This is a genomic window from Micromonospora sp. NPDC049107 (assembly GCF_040648595.1).
In the GTDB taxonomy this organism is placed as follows: domain Bacteria; phylum Actinomycetota; class Actinomycetes; order Mycobacteriales; family Micromonosporaceae; genus Micromonospora.
Window position 1 is genome coordinate 1 of the sequence record NZ_JBEZEC010000008.1, and the last position, 21281, is coordinate 21281.

General features: G+C 71.6%; 18 protein-coding genes. 12 read left to right on the plus strand and 6 right to left on the minus strand.

The features are described from left to right. Window positions 1–62: 62 nt before the first annotated feature. Window positions 63–212, minus strand: a complete 150-nt coding sequence (locus AB0B55_RS19990) for a hypothetical protein (protein ID WP_357134730.1) — start codon at window positions 210–212, stop codon at window positions 63–65. A 169-nt stretch (window positions 213–381) separates the two neighbouring features. On the opposite strand from AB0B55_RS19990, the gene efeU reads away from it, so the two are divergent. The 8 genes from efeU to raiA all read left to right on the plus strand — a co-directional run bounded on the left by efeU (window position 382) and on the right by raiA (window position 9803). Further along, window positions 382–1368, plus strand: coding sequence for an iron uptake transporter permease EfeU (gene efeU, locus AB0B55_RS19995; protein WP_357134731.1), 987 nt, complete (start codon window positions 382–384; stop codon window positions 1366–1368). A gap of 23 nt (window positions 1369–1391) precedes the next feature. Beyond that, entirely contained in the window at window positions 1392–2525 is a 1134-nt protein-coding gene (gene efeO, locus AB0B55_RS20000; RefSeq protein ID WP_357172801.1) for an iron uptake system protein EfeO, read from the plus strand. Between the two features lie 25 nt (window positions 2526–2550). After that, window positions 2551–3828, plus strand: a complete 1278-nt coding sequence (gene efeB, locus AB0B55_RS20005) for an iron uptake transporter deferrochelatase/peroxidase subunit (RefSeq protein ID WP_357172804.1) — start codon at window positions 2551–2553, stop codon at window positions 3826–3828. A gap of 121 nt (window positions 3829–3949) precedes the next feature. Continuing rightward, the gene (gene mtrA / locus AB0B55_RS20010) at window positions 3950–4639 is read left to right on the plus strand and encodes an MtrAB system response regulator MtrA (RefSeq protein WP_355052014.1); all 690 of its coding nucleotides are present in this window, start codon (window positions 3950–3952) and stop codon (window positions 4637–4639) included. A gap of 12 nt (window positions 4640–4651) precedes the next feature. After that, window positions 4652–6403: an MtrAB system histidine kinase MtrB gene (mtrB, locus tag AB0B55_RS20015; RefSeq protein WP_357172807.1), complete on the plus strand. Its 1752-nt coding sequence runs from the start codon at window positions 4652–4654 to the stop codon at window positions 6401–6403. Next, complete coding sequence (locus tag AB0B55_RS20020) at window positions 6400–8217, plus strand: LpqB family beta-propeller domain-containing protein (protein WP_357134739.1); 1818 nt, start codon at window positions 6400–6402, stop codon at window positions 8215–8217. Before mtrB ends, AB0B55_RS20020 begins: the two co-directional genes overlap by 4 nt. Before the next feature lie 4 nt (window positions 8218–8221). Continuing rightward, window positions 8222–8929: a ComF family protein gene (locus tag AB0B55_RS20025; protein ID WP_357172810.1), complete on the plus strand. Its 708-nt coding sequence runs from the start codon at window positions 8222–8224 to the stop codon at window positions 8927–8929. A 247-nt stretch (window positions 8930–9176) separates the two neighbouring features. Then, a complete protein-coding gene (raiA, locus tag AB0B55_RS20030) occupies window positions 9177–9803 on the plus strand; it encodes a ribosome-associated translation inhibitor RaiA (RefSeq protein ID WP_357134743.1) in 627 nt (208 codons plus the stop codon). 62 nt (window positions 9804–9865) lie between these two features. On the opposite strand, the gene AB0B55_RS20035 is transcribed toward raiA, so the two are convergent. Continuing rightward, complete coding sequence (locus AB0B55_RS20035) at window positions 9866–10981, minus strand: GNAT family protein (RefSeq protein ID WP_357134745.1); 1116 nt, start codon at window positions 10979–10981, stop codon at window positions 9866–9868. Then, window positions 10978–12129 (minus strand): GNAT family N-acetyltransferase, encoded by a 1152-nt coding sequence (locus AB0B55_RS20040; RefSeq protein ID WP_357134747.1) that lies wholly within the window; start codon window positions 12127–12129, stop codon window positions 10978–10980. The genes AB0B55_RS20035 and AB0B55_RS20040 overlap by 4 nt, the downstream gene beginning before the upstream one ends. 168 nt (window positions 12130–12297) lie before the next feature. On the opposite strand from AB0B55_RS20040, the gene secA reads away from it, so the two are divergent. Continuing rightward, window positions 12298–15225, plus strand: a complete 2928-nt coding sequence (secA, locus tag AB0B55_RS20045; protein ID WP_357134749.1) for a preprotein translocase subunit SecA — start codon at window positions 12298–12300, stop codon at window positions 15223–15225. 169 nt (window positions 15226–15394) lie between these two features. On the opposite strand, the gene AB0B55_RS20050 is transcribed toward secA, so the two are convergent. Together AB0B55_RS20050 and AB0B55_RS20055 are read right to left on the minus strand one after the other, a co-directional pair. Beyond that, window positions 15395–15976, minus strand: a complete 582-nt coding sequence (locus AB0B55_RS20050; protein ID WP_357134751.1) for an Rv3235 family protein — start codon at window positions 15974–15976, stop codon at window positions 15395–15397. A gap of 212 nt (window positions 15977–16188) precedes the next feature. Next, the gene (locus AB0B55_RS20055) at window positions 16189–16416 is read right to left on the minus strand and encodes a helix-turn-helix domain-containing protein (RefSeq protein WP_357134753.1); all 228 of its coding nucleotides are present in this window, start codon (window positions 16414–16416) and stop codon (window positions 16189–16191) included. 203 nt (window positions 16417–16619) lie between these two features. Between AB0B55_RS20055 and AB0B55_RS20060 the strand changes: the two genes are divergently transcribed. Further along, window positions 16620–17129, plus strand: a complete 510-nt coding sequence (locus AB0B55_RS20060) for a hypothetical protein (protein WP_357172813.1) — start codon at window positions 16620–16622, stop codon at window positions 17127–17129. A 15-nt stretch (window positions 17130–17144) separates the two neighbouring features. Here the strand turns inward: AB0B55_RS20060 and AB0B55_RS20065 are convergent, their stop codons facing one another. Next, entirely contained in the window at window positions 17145–18236 is a 1092-nt protein-coding gene (locus tag AB0B55_RS20065) for a hypothetical protein (protein WP_357172816.1), read from the minus strand. 700 nt (window positions 18237–18936) lie between these two features. Here AB0B55_RS20065 and pruA point away from each other — a divergent pair. Together pruA and AB0B55_RS20075 are read left to right on the plus strand one after the other, a co-directional pair. After that, window positions 18937–20565 carry an L-glutamate gamma-semialdehyde dehydrogenase gene (pruA, locus tag AB0B55_RS20070; protein ID WP_357134758.1) on the plus strand — a complete coding sequence of 543 codons (1629 nt, stop codon included), beginning with the start codon at window positions 18937–18939 and terminating at the stop codon, window positions 20563–20565. Between the two features lie 177 nt (window positions 20566–20742). Next, window positions 20743–21258 carry a PadR family transcriptional regulator gene (locus AB0B55_RS20075; protein ID WP_266249116.1) on the plus strand — a complete coding sequence of 172 codons (516 nt, stop codon included), beginning with the start codon at window positions 20743–20745 and terminating at the stop codon, window positions 21256–21258. Window positions 21259–21281 lie beyond the last annotated feature (23 nt).

Sequence of the window (21281 nt, forward strand, 5' to 3'; positions counted from 1 at the left end):
CGCGGGGCGCGGGGCGCGGGGCGCGGGGCGCGGGGCGCGGGGCGCGGGGCGCGGGGCGCGGGTTAGTTGCGGCGGCGGGTGGGGCGTAGCCAGGTCCAGGCGCACCAGGCCAGCCAGGCCAGCGACACGACGGTGGCCAGGGTCCGCTGGCGTAGCGCGCTGAGCAGCATCACCACGGCCAGCACCGCCAGCCACGGCAGGAAGGCTTTCACGACGGGGATCCTCGCACGGCCGGTCGGTGTGCGGCGTGCGGCGGGGCGTCGAAGGCCAGGTCACGGGAAGAGTGAGCTTGCCATGAACAACTTGACGAGGCTGCTGAACTGGAGGAAGGTATGGCTGCCCTAAGTTAGTGAAGGCGTGCCTAATGAACACGGAGCGGGGATGTTCGCCACCTACCTGATCGGCCTGCGGGAGGGCCTGGAAGCGACCCTGGTGGTCAGCATCCTGGTCGCCTTCCTGGTGAAGTCGCAGCGCCGGGACCGGTTGCCCCAGGTGTGGGCGGGCGTCGGCCTGGCCGTCGCGCTCTCCGTGCTGTTCGGCTGGCTCATCGAGTACACCTCGACCTCGCTGCTGGCGCGTTCCGAGGATCGCGAGCTGTTCGAGGCGATCACCTCCGTCGCCGCCGTGGTGTTCGTCACCTGGATGATTTTCTGGATGCGCAAGGCGGCCCGCACCATCGCGGGTGAACTCCGCGGCAAGTTGACCGAGGCGCTCGCCGTCGGGTCGCTCGCCGTCGCCGGGATGGCCTTCCTCGCCGTGATCCGCGAGGGCCTGGAGACCGCGCTGATCTTCTACTCCGCGGCTCAGGGCGCGGCCGGGGACAGTGGGCCGCTGCTCGCGCTCATCGGCGGCATCGTGACCGCCGTGGTCCTCGGCGTGCTGCTCTACGCCAGCGCCCTCAAGATCAACCTCAGCAAGTTCTTTACCTGGACCGGCGCGCTGCTGATCCTGGTCGCCGCCGGCATCCTCAAGTACGGCGTGCACGACTTCCAGGAGGCCGGTGTCCTGCCCGGCCTCGGCGACCTGGCGTTCGACATCACCGCCGTGCTCGACCCGACCACCTGGTACGCGGCGCTGCTGGCCGGCATGTTCAACGTGACCCCCGCGCCCACCGTGCTCGAGACCATCGCCTGGATCGGGTACGCCGTACCCGTCCTGCTGCTCTTCCTGCGCCCGACCCGCCGTACCCCGGCATCGGGCGCGGCCACGACGGGCCCGGCGGCGCCCGCCACGCCGGCGCCGGCTGCGGCCTCGGGGCCCGGTGTCGAGGCGTCCGAGCGCACGTCGCCGTCCACCACCACCGTCACCGAACGCGGGGCCGACACCGGCGCCGAGGCAGAGGCGGCATCCGCGCCGCAGCGTGCCTGACCCCACGAGGAGAGACAGCACAGATGCGTACCACCCGATTCTTCGCGCTGGCCGCTGCCGGCGTGCTGGCGACGGCCGGCGTCGCCGCCTGTTCCAAGGCCGACAGCGATAAGTCGGACGCGGCGGGCGGCCCGATCGTGGTCAAGGCCACCGACACGGCCTGCGACGTCGCCACGACCGACCTCGGCGCCGGAACGGCCACCTTCAAGATCACCAACTCGGGCGCGAAGGTCACCGAGTTCTACGTGTACGCCTCCGGCGACCGGGTCATGGGCGAGGTGGAGAACATCGCGCCCGGGTTGAGCCGTGAGCTGCACGTCGAGCTGCCCGCCGGCACGTACGAGACGGCCTGCAAGCCGGGCATGAGCGGCAAGGGCATCCGGGGCGCGCTCAAGGTCAGCGGGTCCGCGCAGCCGCTTACCGCCGACGCCGCCCTGGCCGGCGCCACCGACAACTACCAGCGCTACGTCAAGAGCCAGACCGGGGCGCTGCTGGAGAAGACCGAGGATTTCGTCGCCGCCGTGAAGGCCGGCGACGTGGCGAAGGCCAAGACGCTGTACCCGGTCGCGCGCACCTACTGGGAGCGGATCGAGCCGGTGGCGGAGATCTTCGGCGACCTCGACCCCAAGATCGACGGCCGCGAGGAGGTCATCGAGGAGGGGATGGAGTTCACCGGCTTCCACCGGATCGAGAAGGACCTCTGGCAGTCCGGCGACATCAGCAAGGACGGTCCGATCGCCGACCGGCTGCTGGCCGACGTCAAGGAGATCGTGGCGAAGGCCAACGCCGAGAAGCTCTCCCCGCTCCAGCTCGCCAACGGCGCGAAGGAGCTGCTCGACGAGGTTGCCAGCGGCAAGATCACTGGCGAGGAGGACCGCTACTCGCACACCGACCTGTGGGACTTCGCCGCCAACCTGGAAGGTTCCAAGGCGGCCCTGTCGGCCCTTCGGCCCGCGCTGGAGCAGCGTGCGCCGGAGCTGGTCAAGCAGCTCGACACCGAGTTCGCGAACGTCGAGGCGCAGCTCGGCAAGCACCGCGACGGCGACGGGTGGAAGCTGCACACCGCGTTGAGCAAGGCCGAGCTCAAGGAACTCTCGGACGGCATCAACGCGCTCGCCGAGCCGATCAGCAAGGTCGCCGCAGTCGTCGCGAAGTGACCGGGACGCAGGGGGAGTCGAGTCGATGAGCGTACGCAGGTTGACCCGTCGGCGGGCTATCACGCTCGCCGGCGCCGGGGTGGCCGGAGTCGCGGGCGTCGCCGCCGGCGCGGGCGCGCTGGTCGGCGACTCGCGTGGTCCGGCGGCGGCCAGCGACCACCCGGCGGGCGCGGTGCCGTTCTTCGGCGAGCACCAGGCCGGCATCGTCACCCCCGCGCAGGATCGGCTGCACTTCGTCGCCTTCGACGTCATCACGAAGGACCGGGCCCGCCTGGTCGCGATGCTGGAGGAGTGGACGGCCGCCGCCGCCCGGATGACCGCCGGCCGGGACGCCGGGGTCCTCGGGGCGGTCGGCGGGATGCCCGAGGCCCCGCCGGACGACACCGGCGAGGCGCTCGGCCTCCCGCCGTCGCAGCTCACCCTGACCATCGGTTTCGGGCCCACGCTGTTCCGCGACGCCGACGGGCGGGACCGGTTCGGCATCGCCGACCGCCGCCCGGCCGCGCTGGCGGAGCTGCCGAAGTTCCCCGGCGACGCGTTGCAGGCCCCGATCTCCGGTGGCGATCTGTGCGTGCAGGCGTGCGCCAACGATCCCCAGGTGGCGGTGCACGCGATCCGCAACCTCGCGCGCATCGGCATGGGGGTGGTCAGCGTCCGCTGGTCGCAGCTCGGTTTCGGTCGTACGTCGTCGACCTCCCGGGACCAGGCGACCGCCCGCAACCTGTTCGGCTTCAAGGACGGCACGGCCAACCTCAAGGCCGAGGAGACCGACCTGCTGCGCGACCAGTTGTGGGTGCAGCCCGGCGACGGGCCGGACTGGATGACGGGCGGGTCGTACCTGGTCACCCGCAAGATCCGGATGCTCGTGGAGACCTGGGACCGGACCTCCCTGGTCGAGCAGGAGGAGATCGTCGGCCGGACCAAGGGCAGCGGCGCCCCGCTGGGGCGCAGCAAGGAGTTCGACGAGCCGGACTTCGCGGCGCGCGGTGACGACGGCAAGCCGCTGATCGCCGAGCACGCCCACGTCGCCCTCGCCCATCCGAGCCGCAACAACGGCGCGCACCTGCTGCGCCGGGGCTACAACTTCGTCGACGGCTCGGACGGTCTCGGCCGGCTCGACGCCGGTCTCTTCTTCATCGCGTACCAGCGGGACCCGCGCAAGCAGTTCGTGCCGATCCAGACCCAGTTGGCCCGCCACGACGTGATGAACGAGTACCTGCGGCACGTCTCCAGCGGCCTGTTCGCCTGCCCGCCCGGCGTACGCGACGGTGGCGACCACTGGGGCCGGGTGCTCTTCGGCTGACCGGCGACGCGACCCGTCCGAGCTGTGGTGGCGGCGGACCGCGTCGAGGGGGGATCATGAGGCTGTCCGTGCCGGGTGACGCCGGTCCCACCGAACTGAACGGGGATGCAATATTAATCCCATGAGAGCCCGGGTCCTGGTGGTCGACGACGACCCCGCACTCGCCGAGATGCTCGGCATCGTGCTGCGCAGTGAGGGTTTCCTGCCCTCGTTCGTGGCCGACGGCGAGCGGGCGTTGGCCGCGTTTCGTGACAGTCGTCCGGACATCGTCCTGCTCGACCTCATGTTGCCCGGAATGAGTGGTATCGACGTGGCCCGGTCGATTCGTGCCGAGTCCGGCGTGCCGATCGTGATGCTGACCGCCAAGAGCGACACCGTGGACGTCGTCCTCGGGCTCGAATCCGGCGCCGACGACTACGTGGTCAAGCCGTTCAAGCCCAAGGAGCTGGTGGCCCGGATGCGGGCCCGGCTGCGCCGTGGCGAGGACGTCGCACCGGAGATGCTGACCATCGGGCCGCCCGGCAACCAGATCAGCATCGACGTGCCCGCCCACACCGTCAGCCGCAACGACGAGGAGGTGAAGCTGACGCCGCTGGAGTTCGACCTGCTGGTCGCGCTCGCCCGCAAGCCGCGTCAGGTCTTCACCCGCGAGGTGCTGCTGGAGCAGGTCTGGGGCTACCGGCACGCGGCCGACACCCGACTGGTCAACGTGCACGTGCAGCGGCTGCGCGCCAAGATCGAACCAGATCCGGAGCGGCCGGAAATCATCCTCACCGTGCGGGGCGTGGGCTACAAGGCGGGCACCGGATAGCCTGGTCGCACTGTGTCGACCTCGCCGCCCCCGCAGAACACCACAGCCCGCCGGCTCGCTGCCGGTCGGGAGGTCTGGCGTGTGCTGAGCGGCCGGGTCGCGCGGCTGCTGGCCCGGGCGCACCAGACCTGGCGGCGTTCGCTCCAGGTCCGGGTGGTCACCATCACGTTGGTCGCCTCCAGCCTGCTGGTGGGCGGATTCGCGTACCTGATCGCTGACAAGATCACGACGATCCTGCTCGACAACGCGCGCACCGACGTCCAGCTGCGTCTCAAGGGCGGCGCCGGGTACGCGGCCAAGCAGGTCTCCCTCTACGGCCAGCCGCAGGAGGCGCAGCTCCAGGAGACCATCGAGGGCACGGTCAACTACCTGGCCGGGGGTGACCCCCAGCAGACCAGTGGCGTGGTGGTGGCCATCACCGCCGCCGACTACCCGACGATGATCCAGACCCGCACCGCGCCGGCGGCCAACGTCCAGCCCCTGATCAGCAAGGAGTTGCGGGCCGCGGTCGCCAGCGGCAAGGTGGCCAGCCAGATCCAGACCGGGCGGCTCACCGGCGAGCCGACGAAGTACCTGGTCTACGGCTCGCCGGTGCCGACCCGCTTCGGGCAGATCGAGCTCTACTACCTGGTGCCGCTGACCCGTCAGGACGACACCGCCGCCGACGCCCGGGCGACCGTGGTCGGCACCGGCATCGCCCTGGTGATCCTGCTGGGGCTGCTCGCCGCACTGGTCACCCGGCTGGTGGTCAACCCGGTCCGGGTCGCCGCGCGGACCGCCCAGCGGCTCTCCGCCGGCCTCCTCGACCAGCGGATGGTGGTCAACGGCGAGGACGACCTCGCGTTGCTGGCGGCCTCGTTCAACCAGATGGCGACGAACCTGCAACGGCAGATCCTGCGCCTGGAGGAGATGTCCCGGTTGCAGCGCCGCTTCACCTCCGACGTGTCGCACGAGCTGCGGACCCCGTTGACCACGGTCCGGATGGCTGCCGACCTGATCTTCGCGGAGCGCGACGAGTTCGATCCCGCGGTGGCGCGCAGCGCCGAGCTGCTCCAGGCCGAGTTGGACCGTTTCGAGGAACTGCTCACCGACCTGTTGGAGATCAGCCGGTTCGACGCGGGCTTCGCCATGCTGGACGCCGAGCCGACCGACCTGGTGCCGGTGGTGCACCGGGTCGTCGACCGGTTGGCCGGGCTGGCCGAGCGGGTGGGCGTGGAGATCGAGCTGGACCTGCCCAGCACCCCGGTGATCGCCGAGGTCGACCCCCGCCGGGTGGAGCGGGTGCTGCGCAACCTGGTCGGCAACGCCGTCGAGCACGGCGAGGCCCGGCCGGTGCTGATCACCCTCGGCATCGACGAGACCGCCGTGGCGATCACCGTCCGCGACCACGGGGTGGGGCTGAAGGTGGGCGAGGAGAAGCTGGTGTTCAACCGGTTCTGGCGGGCGGACCCGTCGCGGGCCCGCCAGACCGGCGGCACCGGGCTGGGCCTGTCGATCAGCTTGGAGGACGCCCGTCTGCACGGTGGTTGGCTGGAGGCCTGGGGAGCGCCCGGTCAGGGCGCCCAGTTCCGGCTCACCCTGCCGGCCCGCGCCGGCGACCGGCTCACCACCTCGCCGCTGCGGCTGGTGCCCGCCGACGCGGCGCTGCCGTTCGGCGGCCCACGCGACGGCGGCCCCCTGGCCATCGGACCGGGCAGCGGCGGAGCGTTGGCGATCGGCCCGGCGCCGACCGACAGCGGCGAGCGGGAGGAGGTGCGATCGTGAGGGCTCGACCACTGCTCGGCGCTTTCGGCGCGGCGCTGCTCCTCAGTGCCGGTTGCGGCATCCCGGCCTCTTCCGACGTGCGGGTCGACGGCAAGGCCGGCACCGCGACCGAGGCCGGATCGAGCAACGGCCGCAGCAGCGAGCCCCCGTCGCGGGCCGCCAGCGGCAGCGACAACGCGGCCTTCGTGCGCAACTTCCTGTCCGCCGCCGCTGGCGAGCCGGACCGGGCGTACGAGCGGGTGAAGGCGTTCATCGCCCCCGAACACCGGCCCCGCCTGCAGGACAAGAAGGGCAGCGAGGTCGCGCTGAACGTGGTGCGGCTGCGCGAGACCGTCTTCACCTTCAACAGCGACTCCACCACGACCGTCAAGATCACGGTGCAGCAGATCGGCGTGCTGCGGACCAACGGCACCCTGGCGCCCCCGGTCGCGACCGAGACCCAGTACGAGTTCCGGCTGCGCAGCGCGGCCCTCGGCGGCGCCGGCAGCGACGAGCGCGCCGGCCAGTACCTGCTCGACCCGCCGAGCGTGCTGCTGCTCAGCGACGTCGCCCTCCAGCAGTACTACCAGGACGAGTCGATCTACTTCTGGAGCTCCGACCGCACCCGGCTCGTGCCCGACCAGCGCTACCTGCCGTACGCGGTGCCGGACGAGCGCCGTGTCAACGAGGTCGTGCGGTGGCTGGTCGGCGGCCCGTCCGACTGGCTGCGGCCGGGTGTCGTCGGTCTGCCGGACGGCACCGAGCTGATCAACAACGCCACCGGCGCGAACAACCGGTGGGAAGTCAACCTGGACATGTCCGGCGACGACCAGAGCCGGATCGACCAGGTGATGACGCAGCTCGCCTGGTCGCTGGGTGACCTGCCGGGCGAGCTGGAGCTGAAGATCAGGAACAACTCCCAGCCCGTGCGGGACCTCGACGAGCTTCGGACGGCCCAGCAGCTCTACCCCGTCCGGGAGGAGCCGCAGCGGTACGGCGTCTACGAGGGCGCGATCCGCCCGCTCGACTTCGCCGGCGAGCCCAGCGGCGCGGTGCCCCTCACGCCGGAGGTCAACCGCGGCATCGTGTCGGCCGGTCTCGCGCGGGGCGTCAACCGGGTGCTCGCCGCGCTGGTGGTGACCGGGGGCAAGGACCGGCAGCGACTCGCGGTGGGCACGGGGGCGGACACGGTGGCCACCCTCGGCCGCAGCGCCGGGGAGTACGCCTCGATCGGGCGCCCGGTCTGGCTGCGTACCGTCGACACGCGTCCCGCGCAGGGGCTGGTGGTGGCCGACGGTCGCCTCTACCGCTTCGACGAGGCCGCCGGGATGGCCGAGGTGCCGCTCAACCTGCCCTCGCCGGAGGTCACCGCGGTCGCCTCCGCGCTGGACGGTCAGCGGGTCGCGTTGATCGCCGGTGGGCGGCTCTACGTCGCGGCGCTGAACCTCGACGGCTCCGGCAGCGGGGTGTCGATCGGCCCGCCCCGGGCGCTGGTCACCTCGTTGACGAACCTGACCGCGGTGGACTGGATCGGGGAGGACCGGCTGGTGGTGGCCGGCTCGGCGGGCCAGCCGGCGATCTACGAGATCAGCGTGGACGGCGCCCTGGAGACGCCGCTGCGCACCGATGTCGGCGCCAAGGTCAACCATTTGACGGCGTACCCCACCAACCGCAGTGTGCGCGTGCCCACCGGGTCGTACATGTACGAGGCCAACAAGGTCGCGTACCGCAGCAGCCCGTTCGAACGGATCGCGCCCGAGCAGGTCCGCGATGTCCCCACGCCGCCGGCCGGAGTCCGCCCGAGCAACCCGTCGGCTCCGTTCTTCCTCTACTGACGTCGTGCGCGGGCTCTGGGCGGACCTCGCCGACCTGGTCCTCCCCGCTGACTGCGCCGGCTGCCGGGAGCGTCGCCAACGGATGCGGCAGGGGGTCTGCCCCTCCTGCGTCGCGGCGCTGAGCGCGCTGCGTCCCCGGGTGACCCGCCCCACCCCCGCCCCGGCCGGCCTGCCGCGCTGCGTCGCCCTCGGCCCGTACGACGGTCCGCTACGGGAGGCGCTGCTGGCGTACAAGGAACACGGCCGGCACGGTCTGGCCCGTCCGCTCGGCGCGCTGCTGGCCGAGGTGGTCGCGGCGGCGGTCGGCGAGGTGCGTCCGCTGGCGCTGGTGCCGGTGCCGGGCACCGCGGCTGCGGCGCGTGGCCGCTACGGCGACCACCTGGACCGGCTGGCCCGGCACTGCGCGGCCCGGCTGGGCCGGTGCGGCTGGCCCGTACGGGTGCACCGGCCGTTGCGTGCCCTGCCCCGGCCCGACTCGGTGACCCTGGACAGCGCGGGCCGTGCGGCGGCCGCCGAGGCGGCGTTCCGCCCCCGTTCCGGCGCGTCGGATGGGCCGCGCCCGTCGGACGGTGGGCCCGCCGTGGTGCTGCTCGACGACATCGTCACGACCGGCGTGACACTGGCCGCGGCGGCCCGGGTGCTGACCGCGACCGGATGGCGACCGGGTGTCGCCGCGGTTCTCGCCGCAACCGAGAAAAGACTCCGTTTGTAACAGACCGTGTTTCCGTTTCACCCGTTGGTGTATGAGGTGCGAAAAATACCGGGCGGTCTTGGCAACAAGGGGTGACTGCCGGGCGAACAGGAGTTAGCGTTTCGCTGTCGGGGGTAGGAGGTCGTTCCATCCCGCCCCGGGCGGTGAGAGGAGGCGTAGCCGTACTGACCGGTCGACGCCAGCGGGTCTTCCTGAGGCGCACGACCGGGAGAAACCGGATCGAAGACGTCCGAACAAAGGAGGTCACGTGGACATCGTGGTCAAGGGCCGCAACGTCGAAGTGCCGGACCATTACCGGGTACACGTAGCCGAGAAACTCGCAAAGGTCGAACGTTACGACCACAAGATTATTCGCATCGATGTCGAGCTGTTTCACGAGCGCAATCCGCGCCAGGCCGACCACTGCCAGCGGGTGGAGATCACCTGCGTCTCGCGTGGTCCGGTAATCCGGGCCGAGGCCTGCACGAACGACTTCTACAGCGCGCTCGACGCCGCCATCGCGAAACTCGACACCCGGCTACGCCGCGCGGCGGACCGCCGGCGCGTACACCGTGGTCGGCACGCGCCGATCTCCGTGGCCGCCGCCACCGCCGACCTGCCGGTCACCGACCTGGTGGCCGCCCCGCTGTCCGCGTCGAACGCCCGCGCCGGCACCGCCGTCGCGGAGCGCGTCGAGGAGGAGTACGACCAGCCGTGGCACCTCGCCCGGGAGAAGGTTCACCCGGCCGAGCCCATGACCATCGACGACGCGTTGTTCCAGATGGAACTCGTCGGCCACGACTTCTACCTCTTCCAGGACAAGGAGACCGGCCGCCCCAGCGTCGTCTACCGACGTCACGCCTACGACTACGGCATCATCTCCCTCGACACCTGAGGCGGTTCGACCCGTCGAGCGCGGGGGTCGTGGCGGTCGTCCGTCACGGCCCCCGTGCTCCGTCAGCCCAGGTCGGCGGGGAGCAGGGCGAAGGTCAGGTCGTCGAGGCGAGTGCCCGCCAGGCCGGGCAGACGCCCCCGTTGCAGGCCCTCGCGCTGGAAGCCGACCCGCTCCAGCACGCGGTGCGAGGCGGTGTTCTCCGGCACCGTGCCGGCCGTCAGCCGGGCGAGGCCGGCCGGCCCGAACGCCCAGGCCGCGAGCAGCCGGACCGCCCTGGTGGCGTAGCCGTGCCCCCGCCACCGGGGGAGCAGCGCGTAGCCGATCGACCCCTCCCCGCTGGTCACCTCGGTGTACGACAGTCCGCAGCTGCCCGCCGGTTCGCCGGTGGCCACGTCGACGATGAGGAGCCGGGCGATGTCGCCGGTCAGCCACGCGCTCTCGGCCAGCCGGCAGCGCCGCTCGATCGACTCCCGCGTCGGCGGCACCGGCGGCGCCTGGTTGGCGACCACCTCCGACCGGCTGTGCAGCCCGTACATCATCTCCGCGTCCTGCGGCGCGAGCCGGCGCAGCGCCACCACCTGGTCGGTGAGCATCCCGTCGGGCAGGTCCGGCAGCAGCCGAGGGGTCGGGCCGGGCGGATCCTCGGCGAGGCGTACCCACGTCAGCAGGTCGTACCGTCTGCCGTTCCGGTCCTGACCGGCGGACCGCCGCAGGCCCTCGTAGCGGAAGCCGGCGGCCAGCGCGACGCGCTGGCTGGCCGCGTTCTCCGGCTCGGTGTGCAGCTCCAGCCGCCGCGTTCCGGTGTCGAAGGCGTGCTCGCTCAGCGCGCGGGTCGCGGCGACGGCCAGTCCGCGTCCCCGCGCGGCCGGCCGCAGCCAGTAGCCGATGTCCGCCTGACTCCGGGCGGGCATCGGGTTGCTCAACCCGGTAGCGCCGAGCAGCCGGTCGGTGGCCGGGTCCGCGATGGCGTACGCGGCGCCGCCGCCGGCCCAGACCGCCGGCGCGCCGGCCTCCACCCACGAGCGGGCGTCGACCTCGGTGTACGGGGACGGCATGGTGGACACGAACCGCTGGCTGAGCGGGTCCGCACACCCGTCGACCAGGTCCGCGATGTCGTCGGCGCGGAACGGCCGCAGCCGTACCCCGTGTGCCTCGACGACCGGCGGCGGGACCGTCACGTCAGGTCCTCGGCGAGCAGCGCGGCCACCCAGGCGTCGATCCGTTCACCTCGGTGCTGGACCCCGCCCCGGGCGGTCCCCTCGAAGGTGAAGCCCGCCTTTTCGGCGGCCCGCCGGGAGGAGGTGTTGCCCACGTTCGCCTTCCATTCGATGCGCGCCAGGCCGAGGGCCGTGAAGCCCCAGGCGCTGAGCGCGAGGAGCGCGGCCGGCAGGTACCCCCGCCCGCGTGCCGCCGGGGCGACCATGAAGCCCACGTCCCCGAGTAGCGGGTCGGCGGGGGAGAGCCGCAGGTCCAGAGTGCCGACGTAGGTGTCGTCCGGGTCGGCGATCACGAAGCAGGCGGAATCTCCCCGTGCCCAGGCATCCTGGGCGTAACCCCGGTAGCCCTGCGCGTCGGAGAGGTCGTACGGGTCCGGGACCGTGGTCCATCGGATCGTCTCCGGGTCCCGGCAGGTCTGCACCACGGCGTCGAGATCGCGCTCCTCCATCGGTCGGAGTCGTAGCTCGTTGCCGGCCGAGGTGGCGAACAGCGTCGGCTGTGGGCGACCGAAGACAGCGGCCCGGCGTGCCGCCAGGGTGCCTCGGGCGGCCGGCCCGGTCGACCCTGCTTCGGGTACCTCGCCGGGCAGCAGTGTGCCGATCCAGCCGTCCACGCCGCCCTCCGGCGCCGGGTTCGCCCGCCGTACCCGGCCGTCGATCCGGAACCCGGCCCGCAGCGCGACCAGCCGGGAGGCGTGGTTGCCCACCTCCGCCTGCCACAGCAGCCGGCGCAGCCCCAGCTTCTCGAAGGACCAGCGGGACACCGCCCGGGTGGCCCGCACGGTCACCCCCCGGCCGCGCGCCCACGGGGCCGTCCAGTAGCCGATCTCGCCGGTGCCGGCGTCGTCGATGGAGATCAGCCCGCACGAGCCGAGCAGGTCGCCGTTGGCCGCGTCGCAGACGGCGAACGGCGCCCTGATGCCGTCCGCCCATGCTCGCGGGCTCAGCCGCGTGACGAAATCGTGGGCGTGTTCGCGAAGGTACGGGCGCGGTACGGTGGTCCAACGCTGAATGTCCCGGTCCTGGCAGGCGCGGTACACGTCGTCGGCGTCCGCCTCCCGCCAGGGCCGCAGCAGGACGCCGTCCTCGATGATCTCCACAGGCTCCACCCGTGCATCGTGCCGGAACGTTCGCCCTGGGCGTAACCGGATAACGTCCCGGGCGCGGCCCGTGCGCGTGTTATGTCGGGTTCGGCGGAGCGGACCACCGCCACCAGTGACCATCGCGCCGATGTTGCGCCTACGATGGTTCGAGACTGTCTAGGGGAGCGTTGATCCGTGTCGATTCTGGAAAAGGTCCTTAACGCGGGCGAGGGCCGCATGGTGCGCCGGCTCAAGGCCATCGCCGCCGCCGTCAGCTCGATCGAGGACGACTACGTCAACCTCACCGACGAGGAGCTGCGCGGCATGACCGAGCAGTTCCGCGAGCGGCTCGCCGACGGTGAAACCCTCGACGACCTGCTGCCGGAGGCGTTCGCGGTGGCCCGTGAGGCGGCCGCCCGGGTGCTCGGCCAGCGGCCGTACGACGTCCAGGTGATGGGCGGCGCGGCGCTGCACTTCGGCAACATCGCCGAGATGAAGACCGGTGAGGGTAAGACGCTGACCTCGGTCATGGCCGTCTACCTCAACGCGCTCTCCGGCGACGGTGTGCACGTGGTCACCGTCAACGACTACCTCGCCCAGCGCGACGCGGCCTGGATGGGTCGCGTGCACGAGTTCCTCGGGCTGACCGTCGGCGTCGTGCTGCCCAACCGGCCGGCCGCCGAGCACAAGGCCGCCTACGAGTGCGACATCACCTACGGCACCAACAACGAGTTCGGCTTCGACTACCTGCGCGACAACATGGCCTGGTCGAAGGACGAGCTGGTGCAGCGGGGCCACAACTTCGCGGTCGTCGACGAGGTCGACTCGATCCTGATCGACGAGGCGCGCACCCCGCTGATCATCTCCGGCCCGGCCGAGCACTCGGCCCGCTGGTACGGCGAGTTCGCGGGCGTGGTGGCCCGGCTCCAGCCCGGCACGGATGGCGAGGGCGACTACGAGGTCGACCACTCCAAGCGCACCATCGCGGTCACCGAGCGCGGCGTCGCCAAGGTCGAGGACCGGCTCGGCATCGACAACCTGTACGAGTCGGTGAACACCCCGCTGGTCGGCTACCTCAACAACGCCATCAAGGCCAAGGAGCTCTACAAGCGCGACAAGGACTACATCGTCAGCGACGGTGAGGTCCTGATCGTCGACGAGTTCACCGGTCGCATCCTGCACGGCCGTCGGTACAACGAGGGCATGCACCAGGCGATCGAGGCCAAGGAGGGGGTGGAGATCAAGCAGGAGAACCAGACCCTGGCCACCATCACCCTCCAGAACTACTTCCGCCTCTACAACAAGCTGTCCGGGATGACCGGTACGGCGCAGACCGAGGCGAGCGAGTTCAACAAGGTCTACAAGGTCGGCGTCGTGAGCATTCCGACGCACCGCCCGATGGTCCGTGAGGACCGGCCGGACGTCATCTACAAGACGGAGAAGGCCAAGTTCAACGCCGTCATCGAGGACATCGCCGAGCGGCACCAGATGGGCCAGCCGGTGCTGGTCGGCACCGTCTCGGTGGAAAACTCGGAGATCCTCTCCCAGCTGCTGCGCCGCCGGGGCATCCCGCACAACGTGCTGAACGCCAAGTTCCACGCCCGCGAGGCGGAGATCGTCGCCCAGGCCGGGCGCAAGGGCGCGGTCACCGTCGCCACCAACATGGCCGGCCGCGGCACCGACATCCTGCTCGGCGGCAACCCCGAGTTCCTGGCGGCCAACGAGCTGCGCCAGCGCGGTCTCGACCCGCTGGAGAACGAGGAGGACTACGCCAAGGCGATGGAGGAGGTCCTGCCTACCTGGAAGCAGGCCTGCGACGCCGAGGCGGACGAGGTCGCCGCCGCCGGTGGCCTGTACGTGCTGGGCACCGAGCGGCACGAGTCCCGGCGGATCGACAACCAGCTGCGCGGTCGTGCCGGCCGGCAGGGCGACCCGGGCGAGTCCCGGTTCTACCTGTCCCTGCAGGACGAGCTGATGCGCCGCTTCCGGGCCGGCGCGGTCGAGGCCGTGATGGAGCGCTTCAACATCCCGGAGGACGTGCCCATCGAGTCGAAGATGGTCACCCGCCAGATCAAGAGCGCCCAGGCCCAGATCGAGGGCCAGAACGCCGAGATCCGCAAGAACGTTCTGAAGTACGACGAGGTGCTCAACAAGCAGCGCCAGGTCGTCTACGCCGAGCGGCTGCGGGTGCTCAACGGCGAGGACCTGTCCGACCAGGTCCGCAACATGATCGACGACACCGTCGAGGCGTACGTGCGGGGTGCCACCTCGGACGGCTACGGCGAGGACTGGGACCTTGAGCAGCTCTGGTCCAGCCTCAAGCAGCTCTACCCGGTCGGCGTGACGATCGAGGAGTTGGAGGAGGAGGCCGGCGGCTCGCGGGCCGGCATGGACGCCGACTTCCTCGTCGCCCGCCTCAAGGATGACGCCAACGCCGCGTACGACCGCCGCGAGGAGCAGCTCGGCACCGAAGGGGTGCGCCAGCTCGAGCGGATGGTGCTGCTCCAGGTGATCGACCGCAAGTGGCGCGAGCACCTGTACGAGATGGACTACCTCCAGGAGGGCATCAACCTCCGGGCGTACGCCCAGCGCGACCCGGTGGTGGAGTACCAGCGCGAGGGCTTCGACATGTTCGCCACCATGATGGAAGGCATCAAGGAGGAGACCGTCGGTTTCCTCTACAACGTGGACGTCCAGGTCACCGAGCCGGAGCCCGAAGCCGACTCGGAAGAGGTCACGCTGCTCGACAAGCCGGTGGAGATCCGGGCCAAGGGTCTGAACCGTGCGCCGCAGCGGCAGGGTCTGCAGTACTCCGCTCCGACCATCGACGGCGAGGCCAGCCCCGGTGCTGTCGCCTTCGAACAGGAGCAGCAGCAGGCGCCGGCGCTCGGCGTGGGCCGCCCGGCCCAGGGCGCTCCGGCGGCACCCGGGCAGGGCGCACCGTCCGCCCCGCAGCGGCCGGCCTCGGGGCTGCGCGGCCCGACGCTCCCGTCGGCGGGGTCCCGGCGTCCGGCCGCCAACCAGGCCGACGCCGGCAACGGCCCGTCCCGCAACGCGCCGTGCCCGTGCGGTTCGGGTCGCAAGTACAAGCGCTGCCACGGCGCACCCAACGGCGGCAACTGACCGACACCGCGTCCCGATGGGCCCCGGCCGACAAGGCCGGGGCCCATCGGCGTCTCCGGCCCCGGTCGGCGTCTGGCCCGGGAGTGAGATCGACTCCGCTTCCGGGAAGTCGGTGTGTCAACGGCCGGTTGATGCCGCGCTTTCCTGGACGTCGAGCTGATCAACGCGGTCAGAGGACCTGCAGGGCGGTGCACAGCCAGCGGCCCCGCCGGTGCTCCAGGCGTACCGCCATGGCCCAGCTGCGGCCACCAGGGCCACTCACCACGGCGGCTGCCTCCACGGCTGCCTCGCGAGGTTCGCAGACCCGCAGCCGGGTGAGCCGCAGTGCCGGCCGGGTCGCCCGACGCCGCGCCGGCCCGGCCCGCCCGCTGGCCCGAGCGAGTTCGGTGAGCAGGTCGGTCGCCCGGCCCGGGTCGAGCAGAGGGCGTACCTGTGCCGGCGAGCGGTAGCCGTTGACCACCTCAAGGCAGGTGCCGACGAAGCGGTGCGCGGCCCGGGTGGCCTCGGGCGCCGTCGTCGGGGGCAGGGGAGTGCCCGGCTGGTTGGCCGGATGCGCGGGCGTACGGCGTGGGGCCGTGCGGCGCACCGCGGGCCGGACGGGATCCGGTCGTGTCGAGGCGAAGAGGTCGAGGGCGAGCTGACCGTGGGTCGGCCCCGGCCAGTACGTCTCGTCCTGGTACGGCGGGTCGATGGGCGGGACGGGACGCAGGCGCACGGGTGGTCGGGAGACTCCGGGTCGCCGCTCGCTCATCGCTGCCTCCCGTGATCTTGCGTTTGCCTTCGTTTGCCTCCGACTAACTAGATTCTCGGACATGGAGTGGCCCCGGTCAATGGCGCCTGCGGCGAATGGGCCGCGCATCTGCATGATCGACTCAGGTTCGCGGAGGTGGTGGTATCCGGGCCGATCGAACGGCGCGACATCGGTGATCTGGAGTGGATCACCGAGCGGAGGGCCGGGCGTGGCTACTCGGGGTCGCGGTCGACGAGGGGATTCTCGCGTACCCAGTCGGCGGTCTCGGCGTACTTCTGCGCGATGTACTCCTCCAGTCGGGCCCGCTCGACCCGCCACTGACCGCGCCCACCGACCTTGATCGCCGGCAGCTCCCCGCTGCGGACCATGTGGTAGACCTGCGAGTCCGACACGTTCAGCTCGGCGGCCACGTCGGAGAGCAGCAGGAACCTCGGCTCCACAGGAACTCCCGGGGTTGACGTCGTTTGCCTCAGTTTGCCACCGACAGGGCTCACCACCCAACATCGCCGCGGCCATCGGTGGCGGACACACCGGCGGGAAACTTCCACCGGCCGGAGGCGAGGTGTATGACGGTCACGGCGTGCGGCATGATCTGCGCCCGTGCCGGCTACCGCCGGCACGGAATCGAGCGGGGAGACGACCGGTGACCGACGAGCTTGTCCGGGTGTACGTGCCGGCGACCGTACCCATGCTGGCCCGCCTGCGCGAGCAGGGGCTGACCGCCGACACCGCGCACGCGGTGACGCCCGCGCTGCGCGAGTGGTACGCCGAGGGCGACGAGGAGGAGTTGGAGTACGTCGCGTTCACCCGGGCCGCCCAGGACGCGCTGCACCTGCTCCGGGAGGATCCGGCCGCGCCACGCCGCCGCGTGGTCGTCTCGGTCGATCTGTCGCCCGCCGCGCTCGGTCGTGGCGACGGCGAGCTGGGCTCCAGCCTGGTGACGTTGACCGACACCGTGCCGGTGGGGGCTGTCGCGGCGATCCACGTGGACGGCACGGACGCCGTCGAAGAGGTCGCCGCAGCGGCCGACGTGGTGACCGAGGCCGCCGCCGGTGACCCGGACGCGCAGTTCACCGTCGACGGCGCCGAGGATCACGAGCTTGAGTGGTACGACGTGACGGAGTTGGACATCCTGCTGCGCGCCGCCGGCTGAGCAGCCGCACGCGTCTCAGCGGGCCGGGTCGGCGTCCGCCTCCCGGACCGCCGTGTCCGGCTCGTCCTCGTCGACGTCGCCGGTGGCGCTCGCGGTGGTCGCCGGCCCGGTGCCGGGTCGGCCGGTCGGGGCCGGCTCGTCGTCGATCTGTGCTGGGCCGAGCGTTCGGCCGAACGCGACGAGCGCGGTCAGCGCCCCCACGAACAGCACCCAGATGCCGTTGTCCACCCGCGAGGTGCCCAGCGACGTCTGCGCCACCGCGTCCGCCTCGCTGAGCGCGCTGGCCAGGTCGAGCAGTGAGCGGCCGCCGATCCGGATGATCACTTCGGCGAGCAGCAGGAGCAGGCCCGGTCCGGCGCCCGCGAGCAGGTACGCCGGCCAGCGCAGCGCGCGCGTCTGCGGATCACGCCGCAGGGCTCGACGCCGCGCCCAGGTGAGGTAACCGAAGGCGAGTAGTCCGGCGACCAGGCCGCCGAGGAGCGACTCGGTGCGGGACACCCACTTGGCCGCGCCGACGAGCGACTGCTGGGTGTCGCCCGCGCCGAAGAGGTCGAACAGCGGGTCCCGGGCACGGCTGAACGCCACTACGAAGACCAGCGTGCCCAGCGCGGCGGTCACCACCGCACCGACCGCCGGGGCGGTCCGGGCGCCCGCGATCGCCCCGCCGATGATCGCGGCGGCCGCGGTGGTGCCGGCGATCACGTTCGTGGTCGAGGTGTCGAAGTAGGTGAGGTTGATCGCCACCGCGGCGAGCAGCCCGACCACCATCCCGGCCCCGATCGCGCCGACGAAACGCAGCGTGGTCCCGTCGCCGTACCGGCGGGACAGCAGGTTGCCGAAGGCCAGCGCGGTGGCCGCGCCGGCCACGAGCGCGGCCGAGATCACGCCGGGCAGGGCGAACGCGGACAGGCTTATCGCGGTGATGCCGGCCGCCGCCGAGGTGATGGCCTGCCGGGTCGACCAGAGCATGGCGGCCAGCCAGCCGAGCGCCAGCAGCGCGAGGACCGCCGCTCCGGGCGCCGGGAGGGACCGGCCGGTCGGGCTGGTCGCGTCGACCGCCGGCTGGTCCGACTCCGCGGCTGAGTCGCGGCCGGGCTGCTTGGTCATCGTCTCCCCTTCGAGGCGCCAGGTCACCGACCATTCAGGGTACGCGGACCCCCGCGCCCCGCAGAGTACGAGCCACACCCCCGGGGTACGCCGGCCCGCCACAGCCGACCATTGGGACCAGTCGAGCCATCAGGACAAGTCGAGCGCCGTCGAACGCCCCAGGGGTAGGGCACGGCTGCAGCTCCGCAGGACGGGCGGCGCGTCGAGTTCGCAGGATGGGCAGCGCGTCAAGGCGTACCCCAGGGCTCGTCAAGGCGTACCGCAGGGCTCGTCAAGGCGTACCGCAGGGCTCGTCAAGGCGTACCCCAGGGCTCGTCAAGGCGTACCCCAGGGCGCGTCAAGGCGTACCCCCGAAGAACAGCGACGGGCGCGCGGACGGCAACCAACGTCGGGGCTGGGGCGAGCGTCCCCGGCGGAGGGATCAAGCCTGACCGCCCGGAGCCGGGGACGGTCGCCCCAGCCCCACCACGGCGAGCCGCACGGCGAGCCGCACAGCGAGCCGCGACCGGTAAGGAGAGAAGGGCCAGTCGGTCCTGAGCCAGGCAGTGACGGCGGCGGCAGGGCCAGCACCGACGCGTGAAACAATCGCGGGAGGTCCCGCCGCTGCTCGGCTACCCCGCGCGGCGTCCGGTGTCCGACTATCCGGTCGGTGCCCGCGGGTCCGGTTTCGCCACCGCTGTCGAGATCGCCAGGAGCCTTGATGGATGCCGTGTTCTCCGTTCCCGAGCCGCGCAACGAGCCGGTCCGCAACTACGAGCCGGGCAGCGCAGACCGGGAGCGGCTGCGGCGGCGGCTGACCGAGCTGGCCGCCGAGCGCATCGACCTGCCGATGACCATCGGCGGGCAGCAGCGGATGGCGGCGGGCGACCCGATCAACGTGGTGCAGCCGCACAAGCACGCGCACGTGCTGGGCGTGACCGCGCACGCCTCCCACGACGACGCCCGAGCCGCGATCAAGGCGGCCAAGGACGCCGCGCCGATGTGGCGGGCGCTGCCGTTCGAGGAGCGCGCCGCGATCTTCCTGCGCGCCGCCGAACTGCTCGCCGGCCCGTGGCGGGACACCCTCAACGCCGCCACCATGCTCGGCCAGTCGAAGACCGCGATCCAGGCGGAGATCGACTCGGCCTGCGAGTTCATCGACTTCCTGCGCTTCAACGTGCACTTCGCACGGCGTCTGCTCGAGGAGCAGCCGGCGTCGTCGCCCGGCGTGTGGAACCGCTTCGACCACCGGCCCCTGGAGGGCTTCGTCTACGCGGTCACCCCGTTCAACTTCACCGCCATCGCCGGCAACCTGCCTTCCGCGCCGGCGCTGCTGGGTAACACCGTGATCTGGAAGCCGGGCCCGACCCAGCAGTTCGCCGCGCACTTCACCATGCGGCTCTTCGAGGCCGCCGGCCTGCCGCCCGGCGTGATCAACATGGTGACCGGCCGGGGCGAGGAGGTGTCCGATGTCGTGCTCGCCGACCCGGACCTGGCCGGTATCCACTTCACCGGTTCGACGAAGGTGTTCCAGCACCTGTGGAAGACCGTCGGCGACAACATCGCGCGCTACCGGGGCTACCCGCGGTTGGTCGGCGAGACCGGCGGCAAGGACTTCGTGGTCGCGCACACCAGCGCCGACGTGGACGCCCTGCACACCGCGCTGATCCGCGGCGCGTACGAGTACCAGGGTCAGAAGTGCTCGGCCGCCTCGCGGGCGTACGTGCCGCGCTCGATCTGGGAAGGTGGCCTGCGTGACCGTCTGGCCGCGACCGCCGACTCGCTGACCTACGGCGACGTGGCCGACTTCGGCAACTTCGGTGGCGCGGTGATCGACGACAAGGCGTTCGCCCGGCACACTGCGGCGCTGGAGCTGATCAACGGTGACGACAGCTGCCGGGTGCTGGCCGGTGGCACGGCGGACGACTCGGTCGGCTACTTCGTCCGGCCGACGCTCTTCGAGTGCTCCGACGCCGCGCACGAGACGTTCACCACCGAGTACTTCGGGCCGATCCTCGGCGTCCACGTGTTCGACGACGCCCGCTTCGACGAGGTGGTCGCGCAGGCCGAGTCGATCGCCCCGTACGCGCTGACCGGGTCGGTGTTCGCCACCGACCGCCGGGTCGTCGACGCGGTCGGCGAGCGCATGCGGTACGCGGCCGGCAACTTCTACATCAACGACAAGCCGACCGGCGCGGTCGTCGGGCAGCAGCCCTTCGGTGGGGCCCGTGCCAGCGGTACCAACGACAAGGCGGGCTCCTGGCTCAACCTGGTGCGCTGGGTGTCGCCGCGCACGATCAAGGAGACCTTCGTGCCGCCGACCGACCACACGTACCCCCACATGGGCTGAAAGGAAGGGCCCCTTGTTAACGCCTGGTGCATAACAAGGGGCCCTTCCTTTCACCGGTGGTCCATCGATAGTCCTCTACGGACAGTCTGTCGCCGACAGTGCACTTAGGAAGTCCTTCTTGGGTGGCAAACCGCCAAATCCTGGACGCCGGCAGCGCAAAGTGGCAGCGTAACGGGCATGGCGGAATCCGGAGTCAACCCCACGGCGGCGGCCCTTCTCGGGCTGCTCCACGAGGGTCCCATGACAGGCGGCCAGTTGATGGCCGCCGCAGAGCGCCGGCTGGCGCCCTACTGGTCGATGACCCGTAGTCAGGTCTACCGCGAGTTGCCGGTCCTGGCCGAGCGGGGCTACGTACGGCTCGGCAAGCCGGGCCCCCGAATGAGCCAGCCGTACGCGCTCACCGCCAGCGGGAAACGGACGTTCTCCCGTTGGCTGGCGGAGAACCCGGGGCGGGACACCATCCGCAACCCGATCGCGCTCCGGATGGCCTTCGGCAACCTCCACTCGTCCAGCCAGCTCAAGAGCCTGTACGCCTCGGCCAACGAATACCACACCGAGGCCCTCGCCCAGGTCCGGGAGCAGGTCAAGAACGCCAAACGGGACGGCGAGACGTACGACGCCAGCGCGCTGGAGTTCGCCGTCGCCTACCACCGGGCGGCCCTGTCCTGGCTGAAGTCCGCCCCCGCCGGGTGACCGTCGGCGGTTTCACGGACACC